17 protein-coding genes are annotated in these 18,406 nt (G+C 67.3%); 16 read left to right on the forward strand and 1 reads right to left on the reverse strand.

Features of this window, described 5'->3' with window-relative positions; translation table 11 throughout:
- The first annotated feature begins 150 nt into the window (after nt 1-150).
- The 7 genes from AC1REK_RS23755 to AC1REK_RS23785 are packed head-to-tail and all read left to right on the forward strand — an operon-like array spanning nt 151 to nt 6,780.
- Nucleotides 151-1,209: an ABC transporter ATP-binding protein gene (locus AC1REK_RS23755; RefSeq protein ID WP_492269702.1), complete on the forward strand. Its 1,059-nt coding sequence runs from the start codon at nt 151-153 to the stop codon at nt 1,207-1,209.
- Nucleotides 1,206-2,063, forward strand: a complete 858-nt coding sequence (locus tag AC1REK_RS23760; protein WP_316016244.1) for an ABC transporter permease — start codon at nt 1,206-1,208, stop codon at nt 2,061-2,063. The genes AC1REK_RS23755 and AC1REK_RS23760 overlap by 4 nt, the downstream gene beginning before the upstream one ends.
- A gap of 5 nt (nt 2,064-2,068) precedes the next feature.
- A complete protein-coding gene (locus AC1REK_RS23765) occupies nt 2,069-2,863 on the forward strand; it encodes an ABC transporter permease (protein ID WP_327523670.1) in 795 nt (264 codons plus the stop codon).
- A gap of 8 nt (nt 2,864-2,871) precedes the next feature.
- Nucleotides 2,872-3,162 carry a (2Fe-2S)-binding protein gene (locus AC1REK_RS23770; RefSeq protein WP_492269701.1) on the forward strand — a complete coding sequence of 97 codons (291 nt, stop codon included), beginning with the start codon at nt 2,872-2,874 and terminating at the stop codon, nt 3,160-3,162.
- Entirely contained in the window at nt 3,159-4,544 is a 1,386-nt protein-coding gene (locus AC1REK_RS23775) for an FAD/NAD(P)-dependent oxidoreductase (RefSeq protein WP_492269700.1), read from the forward strand. The genes AC1REK_RS23770 and AC1REK_RS23775 overlap by 4 nt, the downstream gene beginning before the upstream one ends.
- Nucleotides 4,541-5,731, forward strand: coding sequence for an NAD(P)/FAD-dependent oxidoreductase (locus tag AC1REK_RS23780; protein WP_492269699.1), 1,191 nt, complete (start codon nt 4,541-4,543; stop codon nt 5,729-5,731). The genes AC1REK_RS23775 and AC1REK_RS23780 overlap by 4 nt, the downstream gene beginning before the upstream one ends.
- The gene (locus AC1REK_RS23785; RefSeq protein ID WP_327523666.1) at nt 5,728-6,780 is read left to right on the forward strand and encodes a polyamine ABC transporter substrate-binding protein; all 1,053 of its coding nucleotides are present in this window, start codon (nt 5,728-5,730) and stop codon (nt 6,778-6,780) included. Before AC1REK_RS23780 ends, AC1REK_RS23785 begins: the two co-directional genes overlap by 4 nt.
- A 23-nt stretch (nt 6,781-6,803) precedes the next feature.
- Here the strand turns inward: AC1REK_RS23785 and AC1REK_RS23790 are convergent, their stop codons facing one another.
- Nucleotides 6,804-7,235 (reverse strand): Lrp/AsnC family transcriptional regulator, encoded by a 432-nt coding sequence (locus AC1REK_RS23790; protein ID WP_492269698.1) that lies wholly within the window; start codon nt 7,233-7,235, stop codon nt 6,804-6,806.
- 118 nt (nt 7,236-7,353) lie between these two features.
- On the opposite strand from AC1REK_RS23790, the gene AC1REK_RS23795 reads away from it, so the two are divergent.
- The 9 genes from AC1REK_RS23795 to AC1REK_RS23835 all read left to right on the forward strand — a co-directional run bounded on the left by AC1REK_RS23795 (nt 7,354) and on the right by AC1REK_RS23835 (nt 18,385).
- Complete coding sequence (locus AC1REK_RS23795) at nt 7,354-8,472, forward strand: saccharopine dehydrogenase family protein (RefSeq protein WP_492269697.1); 1,119 nt, start codon at nt 7,354-7,356, stop codon at nt 8,470-8,472.
- Nucleotides 8,473-8,603: 131 nt separating this feature from the next.
- Entirely contained in the window at nt 8,604-10,091 is a 1,488-nt protein-coding gene (locus AC1REK_RS23800) for a M81 family metallopeptidase (protein ID WP_492269696.1), read from the forward strand.
- A 105-nt stretch (nt 10,092-10,196) separates the two neighbouring features.
- Nucleotides 10,197-11,825: an amidohydrolase gene (locus tag AC1REK_RS23805; protein ID WP_492269695.1), complete on the forward strand. Its 1,629-nt coding sequence runs from the start codon at nt 10,197-10,199 to the stop codon at nt 11,823-11,825.
- 145 nt (nt 11,826-11,970) lie between these two features.
- On the forward strand, nt 11,971-13,557 hold the full coding sequence (locus AC1REK_RS23810) for an ABC transporter substrate-binding protein (RefSeq protein WP_492269830.1): 1,587 nt from the start codon (nt 11,971-11,973) through the stop codon (nt 13,555-13,557).
- A gap of 112 nt (nt 13,558-13,669) precedes the next feature.
- On the forward strand, nt 13,670-14,605 hold the full coding sequence (locus tag AC1REK_RS23815) for an ABC transporter permease (protein WP_492269694.1): 936 nt from the start codon (nt 13,670-13,672) through the stop codon (nt 14,603-14,605).
- An 8-nt stretch (nt 14,606-14,613) separates the two neighbouring features.
- Nucleotides 14,614-15,435 (forward strand): ABC transporter permease, encoded by an 822-nt coding sequence (locus AC1REK_RS23820; RefSeq protein ID WP_316016253.1) that lies wholly within the window; start codon nt 14,614-14,616, stop codon nt 15,433-15,435.
- A complete protein-coding gene (locus tag AC1REK_RS23825; protein ID WP_492269693.1) occupies nt 15,432-16,412 on the forward strand; it encodes an ABC transporter ATP-binding protein in 981 nt (326 codons plus the stop codon). The genes AC1REK_RS23820 and AC1REK_RS23825 overlap by 4 nt, the downstream gene beginning before the upstream one ends.
- Entirely contained in the window at nt 16,405-17,385 is a 981-nt protein-coding gene (locus AC1REK_RS23830) for an ABC transporter ATP-binding protein (RefSeq protein WP_492269692.1), read from the forward strand. Before AC1REK_RS23825 ends, AC1REK_RS23830 begins: the two co-directional genes overlap by 8 nt.
- A 31-nt stretch (nt 17,386-17,416) precedes the next feature.
- Complete coding sequence (locus AC1REK_RS23835) at nt 17,417-18,385, forward strand: M14 family metallopeptidase (protein ID WP_492269691.1); 969 nt, start codon at nt 17,417-17,419, stop codon at nt 18,383-18,385.
- The last annotated feature ends 21 nt before the right edge of the window (nt 18,386-18,406 follow it).

An 18,406-nucleotide genomic window follows, 5' to 3' on the forward strand; every position in this document is an offset into this window, starting at 1 on the left:
AAGCCAATTAATTTCATATAACGGAATTATGAAAACAAAAATTCTCTTCAATGAAATTCCAGATTGACGAAATCGGCACCCTGCCGCCTTTTTTCGCCATCGCGTTCACAAGCCCCGGCCGATAACGGGGCACACCATGCGGGAGTGGTGATGGGCTTCCTGACGCTGGAGAAGCTGAGCAAGATCTACGGTGATCTCGCTGCAGTGCAGGATGTCGACCTTGCCGTCGACAAGGGGGAATTCGTCTCGCTGCTGGGCCCTTCCGGCTGCGGCAAGACGACGACGCTGCAGATGATCGCTGGGCTGGTCGAGCCGAGCGCCGGCACGATCCGGCTCGATGGCCGCGACATCACCCGGCAGAAGCCCAATCATCGCGGGCTCGGCATCGTCTTCCAGAGCTATGCGCTATTCCCGCACATGACGGTGGCGCAGAACGTCTCCTTCGGTCTGGAGATGCGCAAGGTCGGCAAGGCCGAGCGCGACGAGCGGGTGAAGACCATGCTCGGCCTCGTCCATCTCGCCCGGTTCGCCGAGCGCTATCCGCGCCAGCTCTCCGGAGGCCAGCGCCAGCGCGTCGCCATCGCCCGCGCCCTCGTCATCCAGCCGCCGGTGCTGCTGCTCGACGAGCCGCTCTCCAATCTCGACGCCAAACTGCGCGAGGAGATGCAGTTCGAGCTGCGCCGCATCCAGCAGAGCGTCGGTACCACCACGATCATGGTCACCCATGACCAGGCCGAGGCGCTTTCGATCAGCGACCGCGTCGTGGTGATGGAACAGGGCCGGATGACGCAGATCGATGCGCCCTACCGGCTCTATGAGCGCCCGGCGACTCCGTTCATTTCCTCCTTCGTCGGCAAGATGAACCGGCTGGAAGGCGTCTGGCGCAAGGGCGCCGCGGAGGTCGCAGGCGTGACGCTCCCGACGGAAGCCGGCGGCTTCACGGAGGGACAGGCGATCGCGCTCTCGATCCGGCCGGAGAAGATTGCCTTGCGGCCGCAGGGCCAGGGCCGGCTCGACGGCACGATCCTGCATCGCTTCTTCCTCGGCAGCTACTGGCTGTTCACCGTCGAAACCCCGGCCGGCCCGTTCTCGGTCTCGGTACCGAACGATGGCGACGAGCCGGCACGGCAGGGCGCGGCGGTCTCCCTCGACTGGGCGCCGGCCAGCCTGCGCGTCGAGGCGCTGGCGGCCCGGGGAGCGGCGGCATGAGCAGCGCGCGCGCCACGAGCACGCCCTGGCTCCTGGTCGGCCCCGGCGCCCTGTTCTTCCTGGCACTGGTGATCCTGCCGCTGGTGCTGACGGTGATCCTCAGCTTCCATGCCTTCGACCACAGCACTGGCATCAAGAACGAGTTCACCCTCGCCCATTACGCGGCGGTGCTGTCGGACGACTACTATCTCGGCATCTTCTGGCGAACGTTGCGCCTCGCCGCGCTGACGACCCTGATTTGCGCGCTGATCGGCGCGCCGGAGGCCTACATCCTCTCGCGGATGCGCGATCCATGGCGCTCGGTCTTCCTCTTGGTGATCATCGGGCCGCTCTTGGTCTCGGTGGTCGTCCGGGCCTTCGGCTGGAGCATGCTTCTCGGCTCGACCGGGCTGGTGAACCAGGCGCTCCAGGCGCTGGGCTTCGGGCCGGCACGACTGCTCTACACGGAGACGGCGATCGTCATCGCCCTCGTCCATGTGATGCTGCCCTTCATGGTCATCCCGGTCTGGACGGCGTTGCAGAAGCTCGATCCGGCCGTCGAGGCAGCAGCCTGGAGCCTGGGCGCCTCGCATTTTACGGCGCTGCGCCGGGTCGTGCTGCCGCAGGTTTCGCTGGGCATGCTCTCGGGCAGCCTGATCGTCTTCGGACTCTCGGCCTCGGCCTTCGCCATCCCCGGCCTGCTCGGCGGCCGCCGGCTGAAGATGGCCGCGACGCTGGTCTACGACGAATACATGCACGAGCTGAACTGGCCGCTCGGCGCCACCATCGCGATCATCGTACTCGCCGCCAACCTCTTGATCATGCTGGCCTATAACCGCGTGGTCGAAGGCCGCGCCCGCCGGACCCTGGGGTGAGCGCCATGCACAGGAACGGCCCCGTCGCGCTCCTCTTCCACGGCCTCGTCGTCGCCTTCGTGCTGGCGCCGCTCGTCGTCATCTGCCTCGTCGCCTTCACTCCGGAGAACACGCTCTCGATCCCGACCACCAGCTTCTCGCTGCGCTGGTTCCGCGAGATCTTCGCGCATCCCGATTTCGTCGCCTCCTTCGTCAACAGCCTCTGGCTGGCGACGCTCGCCGCGACGCTCTCGGTCGCGATCTCGGTGCCGGCGGCGCTTGCCATCGATCGCTACCAGTTCCCCGGCCGCGATGCGCTGAACGCGCTCTTCCTCTCGCCGCTGATCATCCCGCATCTCGTGCTCGGTGTCGCCTTCCTGCGGCTCTTCGCACTGATCGGCGCGACCGGCAGCTTCACCTGGCTGGTCGCGACCCATGTCATCATCGTCACGCCCTATGTGCTGCGGCTGGTGATGGCCTCCTTCACCGGGCTCGACCGCTCGGCCGAGCAGGCGGCGATGACGCTCGGCGCCTCGCACTTGACGGTGTTCCGGCGCGTCACCGCGCCGATGATCCTGCCCGGCATCACCGGCGGCTGGCTGCTCGCCTTCATCAACAGCTTCGACGAGCTGACCATGTCGATCTTCGTGACCTCGCCGCAGACCGTGACGCTGCCGGTGCGGATGTACATGTACGCGACGGAATCGATCGACCCGATGATGGCCGCCGTCTCGGCGCTGATGATCGCGCTCACTGCCGGCGCCATGCTGGTGCTCGACCGGGCCTTCGGGCTCGACAAGATCCTCGTCGGGCAGAAGTGAGGCGCGCCATGCCGCTGCTGCACCGCATCGCCCGCAAGGACCACCGGCCGATCGGCTTCGTCCTCGACGGCGCGCCCTGCGAAGGCCGCGAGGGCGACACGCTGCTGACCGCGATCCTGGCGCAGCGCGAGCGTCTGCGCGCCAGCGACTTCTCCGGCGAGCCGCGCGCCGGCTTCTGCCAGATGGGCGCCTGCCAGGATTGCTGGGTCGCGCTCGAGAGCGGCGAGCGCCTGCGCGCCTGCTCGACGGCGCTCGTCGCCGGCATGCGCATCGTCACCGGCCATCGGAGGGCAGCATGAGCGAGCGCCCGCAGCCGCTGATCGTCGGCGCCGGCCCGGCCGGCATCCGCGCCGCGCAGGCACTGGTCGAGGCCGGCCTGCGCCCGCTCGTCGTCGACGAAGCGCCCGCCTGCGGCGGCCAGATCTATCGCCAGCGGCTGGTGCCGGATGGCCGCAGCAGTCGTGATCTCTACGGCTCGGAGGCGGTGAAGGCGGAGGCTTTGCATCGCGATTTCGCGGCGCTGGCGGGACGGCTCGACTACTGGCCGCAATCCCTGCTCTGGAACCTGCGCGACGGCCGCGCCGACATCATGGTCGAAGGCGCGAGCAAGCAGGTCGCCTATGACGGCCTCGTGCTCGCCACCGGCGCGACCGACCGCATCCTGCCGATCCCCGGCTGGACGCTTCCGGGTGTCTTCACCCTCGGCGGCGCGCAGATCGCGCTGAAGAGCCAGGGCTGCGCGATCGGCAGCAGGATCGTCTTCCTCGGCTCGGGACCACTGCTTTATCTCGTCGCATGGCAGTACATGAAGGCCGGCGTCGCGGTCGCGGCCGTGCTCGACACCGCCCCGTTCTCCGCCAAGCTCAACCTTCTGCGCGGCTTGCCGCTCTTTCCGGAGATCGTACTGCGCGGCCTGCGGATGACGGCAGAGCTCAGGCTGGCCGGAGTCGCTCTGCATTACGGCGTCGGCGGTGTCCGGATCCTCGGCCAGGACCGGGTGGAAGGCATCGCCTGGGGCGCTGCGGGCAGCGAACGCCGCCTCGCCTGCGACGGTATCGGCTACGGCCTCGCGCTACGCTCGGAAACCCAGCTCGCCGATCTCGCCGGCTGCCGCTTCGCCTTCAATGAGCGCGACCGCGCCTTCCTGCCTGAGCGCGACGCGGCAGGGCGCACCAGCATGCCCGGCGTCTATCTCGCCGGAGACGGTGCCGGCATCGCCGGCGCCGACGCAGCCGAGCGAGCGGGCGAGCGGGCGGCGCTGGCCTTGCTGGAGGATCGTGGCCTGCCGCATGACGCAGCCCGGTCGCAGGCTCTGGAAGCTGAACTGGCGCGCATCGGCCGCTTCCGCGCGGTGCTCGAAGCCGCCTTCCCCTTCCCCGCGCATTGGGCGACGGCGATCGCCGACGACACCACCCTCTGCCGCTGCGAGGAAATCCACGCCGGCGAGGTCCGCCGCGCCATCGCCGGCTTCGGCGTGCACGAGCTTAACCGGCTGAAGGCAGTCAGCCGCATCGGCATGGGCCGCTGCCAGGGCCGCATCTGCGGCGCCGCCGCCGCCGAATTGCTGGCACATGAGACCGGGCGCGAGCTTGCGGCGGTCGGGCGCCTGCGCAGCCAGGCGCCGATCAAGCCGATCCCGCTGACGCTGGCGCTCGATGCCCATCGCGAGGCGGCGGAATGAGCAGGCATCTCTCGATCGATGTCGCGATCATCGGCGGCGGGCTGGTCGGCTCTTCGGCCGCGCTGGCGCTGCGCCAGATGGGCTTTTCCGTCGCCCTGCTCGACAAGGGCTATTGCGGCGCGCAGGCCTCGGGCGTGAACTATGGCGGGGTGCGCCGTCAGGGCCGTCCGATCGAGCAATTGCCGCTGTCGCAGCGCGCGCATGCGGTTTGGCCCAAGCTCCAGGCGCTGATCGGGATCGATGGCGAATTCCTGCGCTCCGGCCATCTCAAGCTCGCCCGCAACGAGGCCGACATGGCGACGCTCGAAGCCTATGCCGGCGAAACCGCCGAGCAGGGCCTCGATCTCGAACTGATCGGCCATAACGGCCTGCGCGAACGCTTCGGCTGGATCGGCGACGGCGTCGTCGGCGGCTCGTTCTGCGCCGGCGACGGCCATGCCAATCCGCGGCTCGTCTCGACCGGCTTTGCCGCCGCCGCCCGGCGCGCCGGCGTGCATGTGCTGGAGAACACCCCGGTCCGAGGCGTCGCGCGCCGCGGCGAGGGTTTCGCGCTCGAAGCGGGCGAGGGTCTTTCGCTCGTTTCGCGCTTCGTCCTCAACTGCGCCGGCGCCTGGGCCGGGCCTTTCGCCGAGAGTTTCGGCGAGCCTGTGCCGCTCACACGCATCTACCCGTCCATGGTCGTCACCGAGCCGACGGAAAAGGTGATGTCCGTGAACATCGGCATGGAAGGCGGCGGCATCTATGCCCGCCAGGTCGAGCGCGGCAATCTCGTGGTCGGCGGCGAGCGCGCCCTGCCGCTGGCGAATGCCGACTTCTCGCGGCCGCGCGGCGAAGGCGCGCTGGCGATCATGAACAATGCCGCCGCCCTGTTCCCGGGGCTGCGCCATGTCCAGGCGATCCGGTTCTGGAGCGGCACGGAAGGCGCGATGCCGGACCGGAACCCGGTGATCGGCCCGAGCCTGACGACGCCGGGCCTGATCCACGCCTTCGGCTTCACCGGTGCCGGCTTCCAGATCGCTCCGGGGGTCGGCGAGGTGCTCGCCGAGCTCGTCCGCGATGGGCAGACCCAGACCCCGATCGCGGCCTTCTCGATCGGCCGCTTCGCAGCAACTTCCGCCCGCACCGACGCTGGCTCGGGTGCGGGGCAAAACCAAGAGCCAAACCAAGCAGGGGAGATCAGATCATGACGAGCTATCGCAGCATCCTGGCGGCCGGCGTCGGCGCCTTCGCGCTTGCCGCGGCCGGAGCCGCCAGCGCCCAGACCAAGACGCTCTATGTCGGCATGAACGGCGGCAATTTCGAGAAGACCTTCACCCAGTCGGTCTTCCCGGAGTTCGAGAAGGCCAACAACGTCAAGGTCGTGGTCGTGCCCGGCACCTCCTCGGACATCCTCGCCAAGGCGACCGCGGCAAAGGACAAGCCGCAGATGCACGTCATCTTCCTCGATGACGGCGTCATGGTCCGCGCCATCGGCGGCGGTCTCTGCGAGAAGCTGAAGAGCGGCCCGGAAATGGCCGAGCTCGCGCCCGGCACCCGCATGAAGGACGACATGGCCGTCGGCATCGACCTCGGCATGACCGGGCTCGGCTACAACAAGAAGCTGTTCGACGAGAAGGGCTGGGCCGCGCCGACCTCGTGGATGGATCTCGCCGACCCGAAGTACAAGGGCAAGGTGGTGTTCCAGTCGGCATCGGCCTCCTCCTTCGGCCTGCACGCCTTCCTGATGTTCAACCGCATCCAGGGCGGCACCGAGGCCAATGTCGAGCCGGGCTTCAGCAAGTTCCGCGACACGATCGGCAAGAACGTGCTCGAATTCATCCCGAGCTCGGCCAAGATCGCCGAAATGGCGCAGACCGGCGAGGCCGCGATCTTCCCGCTGACGCCGACCGCGATCTCGACGCTGAAGGAGAAGGGCATCGGCGTCGAATACGCCCAGCCCAAGGAGGGTTCGGTCGTGCTGATGGTCGCCCAGTGCGTGATCGCCAACAATTCCGAGCCGGAGCTCGCCCAGAAGCTCGCCGCCTACCTGCTCTCGGCCGAGGCGCAGTCCAAGGCCCTGGCCGCCGGCAACATCGTGCCGTCCAACACCAAGGCCAAGGCCTCGACGCCGGAAGCCGAGAAGAAGCTCGAGACCTTCCACGCCAATATGAAGACCGCGGTGACGCTCGACTGGGACGCGATCAATGCGAAGCGGCCCGAGTGGAACAGCCGCTGGAACAAGATGATCGAGCGCTGAGGCAGCAGGTCGGCCGGGCCGGGCTAGCGCTCGATCCTGGTCGAGAGAATGATCGAGGACATGGTGCGCTCGACGCCGTCGAGCGCACCGATCCGGTCGATCAGCGCGTCGAGCTCGCCGATCGACGGCGCGACCACCACGGCGATCATGTCGAAATGCCCGCTGACCGAATGCAGCGTGCGCACTTCCGGAATCCGGCGCAGCTCGGCCTCGACCTTGGCGGCGAGCTTGGTCACCGCCGTGATCAGGATATGGGCCTTGACCTGACCCTTCTTGTAATCCTCCGACAGCCGCGCCGTGTAGCCGCCGATCACGCCGCGGCGCTCCAGCCGCTCGATCCGGCTTTGCACCGTCGTGCGGGAGAGTCCGAGCTTGCGGCCGAGCTCGGCCACCGGCGCGCGGGCGTTCTCGGTCAGCAGGATCAGGAGCTGTCGGTCGGTCTGGTCTATCGGCATAATGCGCATAGCTTACGGCGTATCGCCGAAAATTCCCATATGAATCGTCGCGAAGCCTACTTCTATCTGACGAAGGCACCGGCCACGCTTGGTACCGAAATTCGTTAGGAGAAGTCTCATGAAGAACGTCGTCGTCATCGGCGCCGGCAAGATCGGCGCGACCATCGCCGACCTGCTGGTCGCCACCGGAGATTACCGGGTCACCGTGGCGGACCGTTCCGAGGAACAGCTCGCGGCGATCCCGGCCGGCGCCGCGCTCGCGACCCGCAAGCTCGACATCACCGATCCCGCCGCGCTGCGGCAGGCGCTCGCTGGCCAGTTCGCCGTGCTCAGCGCCGCGCCCTACGATCTGACGACGCGGATCGCCGAAGCGGCGGCCGAGCTCGGCGTGCACTATCTCGACCTGACCGAGGACGTCGCCTCGACCCGCCGGGTCAAGGAGCTCGCGGTCGATGCCAAGGCGGCGCTGATCCCGCAATGCGGCCTGGCACCCGGCTTCATCTCGATCGTCGCCGCAGATCTCGCGCGCGATTTCGAGCAGCTCGACAGCCTGCGTCTGCGCGTCGGCGCCCTGCCGCAATACCCGTCCAACGCGCTGAACTACAATCTGACCTGGAGCACGGACGGGGTCATCAACGAGTATTGCGAGCCCTGCGAGGCCATCGTCAACGGCGAGCGCATCCTGGTTCCGGCGATGGAAGAGCGCGAGGAGTTCTCGCTCGACGGCGTCACCTACGAGGCCTTCAACACCTCGGGCGGGCTCGGCACGCTCTGCGACACGCTGGCCGGCAAGGTCCGCACGCTGAACTACCGCACCATCCGCTATCCCGGCCATTGCGCGATCATGAAGGCGCTGCTGCAGGATCTGCGCCTCGCCGACCGCCGCGACGTGCTGAAGGACATTTTCGAGAACGCCCTGCCGAGCACGCTGCAGGACGTGGTCGTGATCTTCGTCACCGTCAGCGGCAGGATGAACGGCCGGCTGACCCAGCAGACCTACGCCAACAAGGTCTACAGCGCCGTGGTCGGCGGCAAAATGCGCTCCGCCATCCAGATCACCACCGCCTCCGGCATCTGCGCCGTGCTCGACCTGCTGGCCCAGGGCAAGCTGCCGCAGAAGGGCTTCGTCAAACAGGAAGATATCGGCTTTGAGGCCTTCCTCGCCAACCGCTTCGGCCGCGCCTATGCCCGCGCCGAGGATGTCGGCCACCAGCTGGACGCGGCCTGCGCCGCCTGAGGCGCGCGAAGCACAATCGACGCAAGCTCGCAAGCGTGGGGAACGCTGGGGAAATATGACGGGTTCGGGCTGGCAACGGCCCGGGCCCACGCTACAAAAAGAAAAATAGTTCCAGGGGGGACGAAACCGGAATGGCCAAGCGCGTTCTGATCGCGGAATTCATGCACGAGACGAACACCTTCAGTGTTCAGCTCACCGACGAAGCCGTGTTCCGCCATCACGGCGTCTTCCGCGACAATGAGGTGCCCCAAGCCTTCCAGGGCACGCGAACCTCGATGGGCGCCGCTTTCGAAGCCGCCGAAAAATTCGGCTGGAGCCTCGTCCATCCGCTCGTCACCGGAGCCAACCCCTCAGGCCGCGTCACCGACGCGGCCTTCGACGTCTTTGCCGGCATGATCCTTTCCGCCTGCGAGCGGCTGGACGGCGTGCTGCTGCATCTCCACGGCGCGATGGCGACCGAAAGCTCGGACGATGGCGAAGGCGAATTGCTGAAGCGCATCCGCGCCAAGGTCGGCCCGGACGTTCCGATCATCTCGGTGCTCGATCTGCACGCGACGCTGACGCAACTCATGGCCGACAACGCCAACGCGCTGATCTCCTACCGGACCTATCCACATATCGACCAGTACGAGCGGACCTGGCAGGCGGCCGAGCTGCTGGAACGGGCGATGCAGGGCGAAATCCGGCCGCGTGTCGCGGTGGCGCGCCGGCCGATTCTCTATGCGCTCGATGGCGGGCGCACGACCTCGCCGCCGTTCAAGGAGCTGCTGCGTCGCGGCGATGCGCTCGAAGCCGCCGGGGACGCACTCGTGGTCAGCGTCCAGGCCGGATTCTCCTCGGCGGACGTCCACGATATCGGCCCCTCCATCGCCGTCACCCATGACGATCGCGGCAAGGCGCAGGCCATCGCCGAGGAGCTGATGGACTATGCCTGGGAGCAGCGGCGCTTCTCCTCGATCCATTTCACGCCGCTGAAAGAAGCGATGGCCAGGGCCAAGGCGGGCGAAGGCACGCTCGGGCCGGAGGCCGGCGGCAAGCCGCTGGTGATCTCCGACTATTCGGACAATCCCGGCTCGGGCGCCTATGGCGACGCGACCAACCTGCTGCGGGCCGTGCTCGACGCGGGCCTCAAGAATGTCGGCTTCCATGCGATCCGCGATCCGGAAGCGGCGCTCGCGGCGCAGGCCGCCGGCGTCGGCAACCGGGTGAAGCTGAAGCTCGGCGGCAAGGTCGATCCGACGACGGGCGGCGGCCCGCTCGATCTCGACGCTCATGTCGTGGCGCTCACCGACGGGCACTTCATCTGCTACGGGCCGATGGGCGGCGGCGTCTGGCGCAATTACGGGCTCTCGGCCCTGCTGCGCGTCGACGATGTCGAGATCATCGTCATCACCCATAACGGCCAGGCGACCGATACGGCGCAGTTCACCTCCCTCGGTGTCGAGCCGACGCGGAAGTCGACTCTGATCGTCAAGTCGATGCAGCATTTTCGCGCCGCCTTCGAGCCGATCGCACGCGAGGTGCTGGAGGTCGACAGCGGCGCGCTCTCGACCCGCAACTTCAAGGATCGGCCTTATCGCAAGGTGCGCCGGCCGATCTTCCCGCTGGACGACATCTGAGCAGGCTGCAAGGTTTCATGCCGACCGGCCGTGAAGCGCCGGCGGCGACAAGACGGAGGAAGGCATGAAGGCGATCGGGAGCAGGCTGGCGGCGGGAGCCGACGCATGAGCGTCAAGGCGGACATCGTGCTGCGTGGCGGGCCAATCTGGTGCGGCCGAGAGGAAGGCGTCGTCGAGGCGCTGGCGATCTGGGGCGACAAGGTGCTCGCCGCCGGCAGCGAAGCCGAGATCGCCGGTCTCACCGGAGCGCAGACCAAGATCATCGACCTCGCCGGCCGGCTGGCGACGCCGGGGCTGAACGATTCCCATCTGCATCTGATCTCGCTCGGCATGACCATGGACTGGGTCGATGCGCGCCCGGCCAATGCGCCGACGCTGGCAGCCCTGCTCGGAGAGATCGCCGCCCGCGCCGCGCGGCTGAAGCCCGGCGAATGGGTGCTGGCGCGCGGCTATGACCAGACCAAGCTCGACACCGGCCGGCACCCCTATCGCGAGGAGCTCGACCGAGCCTCGCCGGACAATCCGGTGATGCTGGTCAGGACCTGCGGCCATATCTCGATCTGCAACTCGCTGGCGCTCAAGCTCGCCGGCATCGACGAGGGCTCGCCGACCCCGCCGGGCGGGCTGATCGAGCAGCAGAACGGCAAGCTCACCGGCCTGCTCGCAGAGAATGCCCGCGCGCCCGTCACGGCGGTGATCCCGCCGCCGACGGAGGAAGACCTGGTCTCCGGCATCGAGCGCGGCGGCAATTACCTGCTCTCGCTTGGCATCACCTCCTGCATGGACGCCGCCGTCGGCCAGAAGGGCGGCTTCGGCGAGATTGCGGCCTATCACCGGGCCAAGCGCGACGGGCGCCTGCCGGTCAGGACCTGGCTCGCCTTGCTCGGCGACGAGGGCCGCTCGATTGTGCCGCAATGCCATGCCGCGGGGCTGATCTCCGGCACCGGCGACGAGATGCTGATGGTCGGCGCCGTCAAGATCTTCCTCGACGGCTCCGCCGGCGGGCGCACCGCCTGGATGAGCGAGCCCTATCTCGGCGAGGACAAGACCACCGGCGTGCAGATGCTCTCGAACGAGGATCTCGAACGCCAGGTGCTGGATGCCCATGCCAAGGGCTACCAGCTCGCCTGCCATGCGATCGGCGATGCGGCGATCGAGCAATTGATCACCGCCTATGAGAAGGCTCTGGCGGCCTATCCCGATCCCGACCGGCGCCACCGCGTCGAGCATTGCGGCTTCTCGACGCCGCAGCAGCATGAGCGGATGGTCAAGGCCGGGATCTATCCCTGCCCGCAGCAGGTCTTCATCCATGATTTCGGCGACGCCTACGTCAAGGTGCTCGGCGAGGAGCGGGCGCTGCCGAGCTATCCATTCCGGACCTGGTTCGACCTTGGCCTGAAGCCGGCGACCGGCAGCGACGCGCCGGTCTGCGACCCGAACCCGTTCCCGAATTTCCACACCATGCTGACCCGGCAGACCTGGCGCGGCACGGTGATGGATGCCGGACAGCGCGTCTCGATCGAGGAAGCGCTGCAGGCCTACACAGAATATGGCGCCTTCTCGCAGAAGCAGGAGACGGTGAAGGGCAAGCTGGCACCGGGCTTCCTTGCCGATGTCGCGGTGTTCTCGCGCGATCTTCTCGCCGCCTCGCCAGAGGATATCCTCAAGGATACGCGCTGCGACCTCACCATCCGCGGCGGCGAGATCGTCTACGACCGCGCAAGCGCCGGCTGACGGCGCTCCGCAAAGAGAAGGGGGAGACAGCGGCCGAAAGCCAGCTATGGTTCGTATACAAATGGTTCGTGCAAGAAGCGGGCACCAAGCCGGAAAACCGGCAAGCCCGACGCGATTTCAACCGAATTTGGGAGGATTCTACGTGTTGAACAAATGGTTTCTGACGACCGCGCTGACGCTGGCGGCCTTCACCGTGCAGGCGCAGGAACAGCCGCGCCGGGGCGGCACGATCCGCTTCACGGCACCCTATGCGACGTCCTTCACCAGCAATGACAGCCATGTCTCGCCGCAGATCCAGGACGAGATCTACACCTATGCGCTGCACCGTTCGCTCTATCGCTGGAACGCGGCGGAGAACAAGCCGGAGCTGGAGCTCGCGACCGCCGTCAGCAAGTCGGCGGACGGGCTGACCTGGACCTACAAGCTGCGCGACGACGCGATCTTCCACAATGGCCGCAAGATGACGGCCGACGACATCATCTGGAGCTATACGCGCATCATGGACGGCTCGAAGAGCTATCCCGGTGCCCGCCATATCCGACGCATCAAGGGCGCGGTCGAGGTAGAGAAGGGCCAGGCCAAGGAGATCTCCGGCCTGAAGAAGGTCGACGACCAGACCATCGAGATGACGCTCGTCGAGAAGGCCGATCCGGGCTTCTTCCTCTATTACGGCCAGACCGCGATCTATCCGGCGAAGGAAGCGCAGGAGCCCGATTTCTTCAACAAACCGATCGGCCTCGGCCCGTTCAAGTTCGTCGAGCACGTGCCGGGCTCGCGCATGGTGCTCGACCGGTGGGAGAAGTACTTCAAGCCCGGCAAGCCCTATGCCGACAAGGTGGTGATCTCGCCGATGGGCGAGGCCGCCTCGCGCGACATCGCCTTCCGCAACAAGGAGATCGACGTCTCGATCCTCGGGCCGACGCAGTATGTCGCCTACCGGGCCGACCCCAACCTGTCGAAGGGCATCTTCGAGGTCGCCGAGGTCTTCACCCGCAATATGGGCATGAACCCCACCTTCAAGCCCTTCTCCGACAAGCGCGTGCGGCAGGCGATCAACCACGCGATCGATTCCGAGCTGATCATCAAGCGCTTGGTTCGCGACAAGGCCTACCGCGCCACCGGCTGGCTGCCGCTCTCCTCGCCGGCCTATGACAAGGAGATGAAGCCCTATGCCTTCGACCCCGACAAGGCGAAGAAGCTCCTGACCGAGGCCGGCTATCCCGACGGCTTCGAGTTCGAATGGACGGCAACGCCGAACGAGAGCTGGGGCGTGCCGATCGTCGAGGCGGTCATCCCGATGCTGGCCAAGGTCGGCGTCAAGGTGAAGATCAAGCCGATCGAGGGCTCGGCGCTCGGCGGCACGGTCCAGAAGGGTGACTTCCAGGCCTATATCTGGTCGAACACCTCCGGGCCGGACCCGCTGACCATCCTGAAGTGCTACCACTCCGCGACGCCGCAGAGCGCCTGCAACTACACGACCTACAAGAATCCGGAGGTCGACAAGCTGATCGACGAGGCCAGCAACACCGACGATCCGGCCAAGCGCAACGATCTGCTGAAGAAGGCCAATGCGATCATCTATGACGACGCACCGGTGTGGTTCTTCAACTACAACAAGGCCGTGATGGCCTATCAGCCCTGGCTGAAGGGCCTGCAGCCCAACGCGACCGAGCTCGCCCTGCAGCAATATGACGAGCTCTGGGTCGACGCCTCCTCGCCGGCGGCGAAGTAGACCGAACCTGCGCGCATGTCCGGCGGCGCCAATGCCGCCGGACACCCGCCAGCAAGCGCCTTGCCGCCCGGATCACCCTTGATCCGAGCGGATCCCGGCCCAGGAACCCGGCATGCTGCAATTCGTCTTCCGGCGCCTGCTGCAGGCGATCCCGATCCTGCTCGCCGTCGCGGGCCTGATCTTCCTGCTGTTCAGCGTCATTCCCGGCAATTTCGCCTCGACCCAGATCTCCGATGGCCGCGCCGTCATGGACGCCGAAGCGGTCGAGCGGATGAACCGGCAGTTCGGCCTCGACCAGCCGCTGGCGACGCGCTTCGCGAACTATGTCGGCAAGCTCGCCATGCTCGATCTCGGTACCTCGTTCCGGACCCGCCAACCGGTCTGGACGCTGATCGGCGAGCGGCTCTGGCCGACCATGCAGCTCGCCTTCGCCTCGATGATGTTCGCGATCCTGATCGGCGTACCGCTGGGCTTCCTCGCGGCGTTACGGCCCGGCGGCATCGTCGATACCGTCTCGATGGTGACGGCCGTCTCCGGCCTGTCACTGCCGAAATTCTGGCTCGGCCTGATGCTGATGTATCTCTTCGCGCTGCAGCTCGGCTGGCTGCCGAGCTTCGGCTATGGCGACGGGGCGCTTCGCAACCTGATCCTGCCCTCGACCGCACTCGGGGTCGCACCGCTGGCGCTGCTCGCCCGTACCACGCGCGCCGCGGTGCTCGAGATCATGAACGCCGATTTCGTGCGCACCGCCCGGGCCAAGGGCATGAGCGAGCGCCGCGTCGTGCAATGGCATCTCGCCCGCAATGCGCTCGTCATCGTCCTGACCACGGTCGGCCTGCAATTCGGCTCGGTGATCGGCCAGGCGGTGGTGATCGAGAAGCTGTTCGCCTGGCCGGGTCTCGGCTCGCTCCTGGTCGACAGCGTCTCGCTGCGCGACATCCCGGTGGTCCAGGGCTGCATCCTGGTGATCGTGCTGTTCTTCCTGGTCGTGAACATGCTGGTCGACGTGCTCGCCGCGATCATCGACCCCCGCATCCGCTACAGCTGAGGCCTGCGATGAAGCTCAGAGCCAATCTCGTGATCGGGGGAGCGCTGTTCGCGACCGTGGTCGTCGCCGGCGCGCTCGCCCCCTTCCTCGCCCATACCGACCCGGTGATGGACGCCAATCTGATGAATGCCGAGGTCGCGCCCGGCAGCGAATTCTGGTTCGGAACCGACGCGCAGGGGCGCGACATCTATAGCCGCGTGCTCTACGGCGCGCGCATCTCGCTGACCGTCGGCATCGTCTCGCAATTGATCAACACGGTGATCGGGGTCTGCCTCGGCCTCTCCGCCGCCTATTGGGGCGGCTGGTGGGACGATTTCGTCAACGGGCTGACCAATCTGATGCTGGCGATCCCCTCGCTGATCTTCGCGCTGGCGATCATGGCGATCCTGACGCCGGGTCTGACCAGCCTGCTGATCGCGCTCGGGCTGACCAACTGGTCCTATACCTGCCGGCTGTCGCGGGCCTCGGCGCTGTCACTCAAGAGCCAGGGTTATGTCCAGGCAGCCAAGGTGCTGGGCTATGGCGACATTCGGATCATGCTGACCCAGATCCTGCCCAATATCCTCGGACCGATCATCGTCATCGGCACGCTCGGCATGGGCGGCGCCGTGCTGGCCGAAGCCTCGCTCTCCTTCCTCGGCCTCGGCATCCGCCCGCCCTTCCCGAGCTGGGGCTCCATGCTGTCCGATGCCCGCGACCAGATCACCACCGCGCCCTGGATCTCGATCTTCCCCGGGCTCGCCATCTTCATGACCGTGCTCGGCCTCAACCTGCTCGGCGACGGCCTGCGCGACGTGCTCGATCCGCAATCGCGGGCGCGCACGGCATGAGCGGCGAAGCGCTCCTCAAGGTCGAGAATCTCAGGCTCGACCTCGTCGTCGGCGACCGCCGCTTCGGCGCGGTCAAGGACGTCAGCTTCAGCATCGGCCGCGGCGAAACCTTCGGCCTGGTCGGCGAGTCCGGCTGCGGCAAGAGCATCACGGCGCTCGCCCTGATCGGCCTCTTGCGCGCGCCGCTCGCCTTCGGCGGCGGGCGTATCCTGTTCAAGGGCCGAGAGATCCAGAACCTGCCGGGCAGCGAGATGCGCAAGCTGCGCGGCAATGCGATCTCGATGATCTTCCAGGAGCCGATGACGGCGCTGAACCCGCTCTCGCCGGTCGGCCGCCAGATCGCCGAGATGTTCGTGCTGCACAAGGGCGCGACCTGGCACGAGGCCGAGCGCAAGGCCGTCGAGGCGCTCGCCAATGTCCGCGTGCCCGCCCCGGACCGGCGGGTGAAGGACTACCCGCACCAGCTCTCCGGCGGCATGCGCCAGCGCGTGATGATCGCGATCGCCCTCGCCTGCCGGCCGGACCTCCTGCTCGCCGACGAGCCGACGACTGCGCTCGACGTCACCGTACAGGCCGAAATCCTGGAGCTGATCCGCGACCTCTCGGCCGCGCAGGGCACGGCCGTGCTGATGATCAGCCACGACCTCGGCCTGATCGCCAATATGTGCGCCCGCGTTGGCGTGATGTATGCCGGCCGCCTGGTCGAGGAACGGGCGGCGCAGGAAGTCTTCCGCGCGCCGAGCCATCCCTACACCGGCGGGCTCGTCGCCTCGCTGCCTTTGCTCGGCGCCAGAGCGAGCCATGGCCGCAGCCGGCTAAAGGAAATCTCCGGCGTCGTGCCGGCGGTCACCGCCTTCCCCGAGGGCTGCCGCTTCAACCCGCGCTGCCAGGCAAGGACCGAGATCTGCATCGCGGAAGACCCCGAAGAGACCGCGCTGCCGCGCGGCGGCAGGGTGAGGTGCCACCACCATGCCTGAGACCGACCAGATGATCCTGAAGGTCGAGGACCTCGCCGTGCATTTCCCGCTCGGCGGCGGTCTGCTCGGCGGCAAGCGGCGCACCGTCCATGCCGTCGACGGCGTCGACCTGCACCTCAAGAAGGGCGAATGCCTCGGCTTGGTCGGCGAATCCGGCTGCGGGAAGTCGACGCTCGCGCTCTCGATCCTCGGGCTGCAAGCGCCGACGCGCGGGCGCGTCCTGCTCGACGGGGTCGACATCGCCGCGCCCGGCGTCGATCGCAAGGCGCGAGCCCGCATCGTCCAGATGGTCTTCCAGGACCCCTACTCCTCACTCAATCCGCGCCAGACCGTGCGCCGGACGCTGGAGGACCCGCTGCGCCTGCACGGGATCACGGACAAGGCCGAGGTCGACGGCCGGATCGAGGAGATGCTGCGCCATGTCGGCCTGCGGCCCGAGCAGGCGGCGCGCTATCCGCATGAATTCTCCGGCGGCCAGCGCCAGCGCATCGGCATCGCCCGGGCGCTGATCCTGAAGCCGAAGATCGTAGTGCTCGACGAGCCTGTCTCGGCGCTCGACGTCTCGATCCGGGCGCAGATCATCAACCTGCTGCTCGAGCTGAAGGAGACGATGGAGCTCTCCTACATCATGATCAGCCATGATCTCGGCGTGGTCGAGCATATGAGCGACCGGGTGGCGGTGATGTATCTCGGCCGCATCGTCGAGACCGGCGGCTGGCACGCGATCTTCACCGCCCCGCGGCACCCCTATACGCGCGCACTGATCGCGGCGATTCCCGACCCGTTCGGCGAGCGGCCGGGCGTCAAGATCTCCGGCGAACTGCCGAACCCGCTGGAGCCGCCTTCCGGCTGCCGCTTCCATCCGCGCTGCCCGGAAGTGCGCGACATCTGCCGCAAGCCTCCGACGCCCCCCCTCGGCGAGGTCGCAAGGGAACACGAGGTGCGCTGCCTGCGCGCCGCGGAGCTTGCGTGATAGGCTATCAGCATCGAATGAGAGACCGACCTTGACTGCCATCGACCTCGACGACGGGCCGCTCGAAAGCGTGCGCTTCACCGGGCTGAAACCCGGCCCAAAGCTGATCGTGCTCGGAGCCGTTCACGGCAATGAACCCTGTGGCCCCACCGCGATCCTGCGCGCGATCGAGGATTGCCGCGCCGGGCGGTTCAAGATACTGCGCGGCGAGGTCACCTTCGTGCCGGTCGCCAACCCCAAGGCCTGGCGCCAGAAGACGCGCGAGGGCGACCGCAACCTCAACCGCGACCTGCGCGAGAAGCCGCTCGCCAATGATTACGAGGATCGGATCGGCAATCCTCTCTGCGCGCTGCTGCGCCAGCACGATGCTCTGCTCGACATCCATTCCTTCCGCGGCGAGGGCGAGCCCTTCGTCTTCTTCGGGCCGCAGAACAATCGCGGCGAGCTCGAACCTTTCGCCCGGGCGGAGGAGGAAGCGGCGCTCGCCGGCTGCCTCGGCGTCGCCATCGGCATCCATGGCTGGCTCGACAACTATGCCCGGCTGCTCGCGATCCGCGCCCGCCTCGACGTGCCCCGGCTCGCCGTGACCGAGGGCTATGGCACGACCGAGTTCATGCGCTTCTGCGGCGGCTATGCGGTGACGCTCGAATGCGGCTCGCATGACGACCCCACGGCTGGCGAGATCGGTTATGCCGCGATCCGCAACACGCTGGCGCAATTACAACTGGTCGATGCCGAAAGTCCGGCCGCCGCCCTCAGGGATGTGATCGAAATGGTCGACGTCCTGGTTTGCGAGACTCAAGGCGACGCGGCCGAAGGCCCCTGGCGGACCGGCGATGCCGTGCCGGGCGGCGCGATCATCGCCCGCCGCGCCGACGGCACGCCGGTCACCGCGCCGCGCGACGGCTTCGTCATCTTCCCGAACAAGGCCCCGAAGCTTGGCGAGGCGATCTGCCATTTCGGCATCGCGGGCAGGCGCGGCCTCGGCACGGCGGGCTGAAGTCCACCCGGCAAGCCGGCC

The sequence above is a fragment of the Allobosea sp. GW823-FHT02B03 genome (assembly GCF_058797755.1).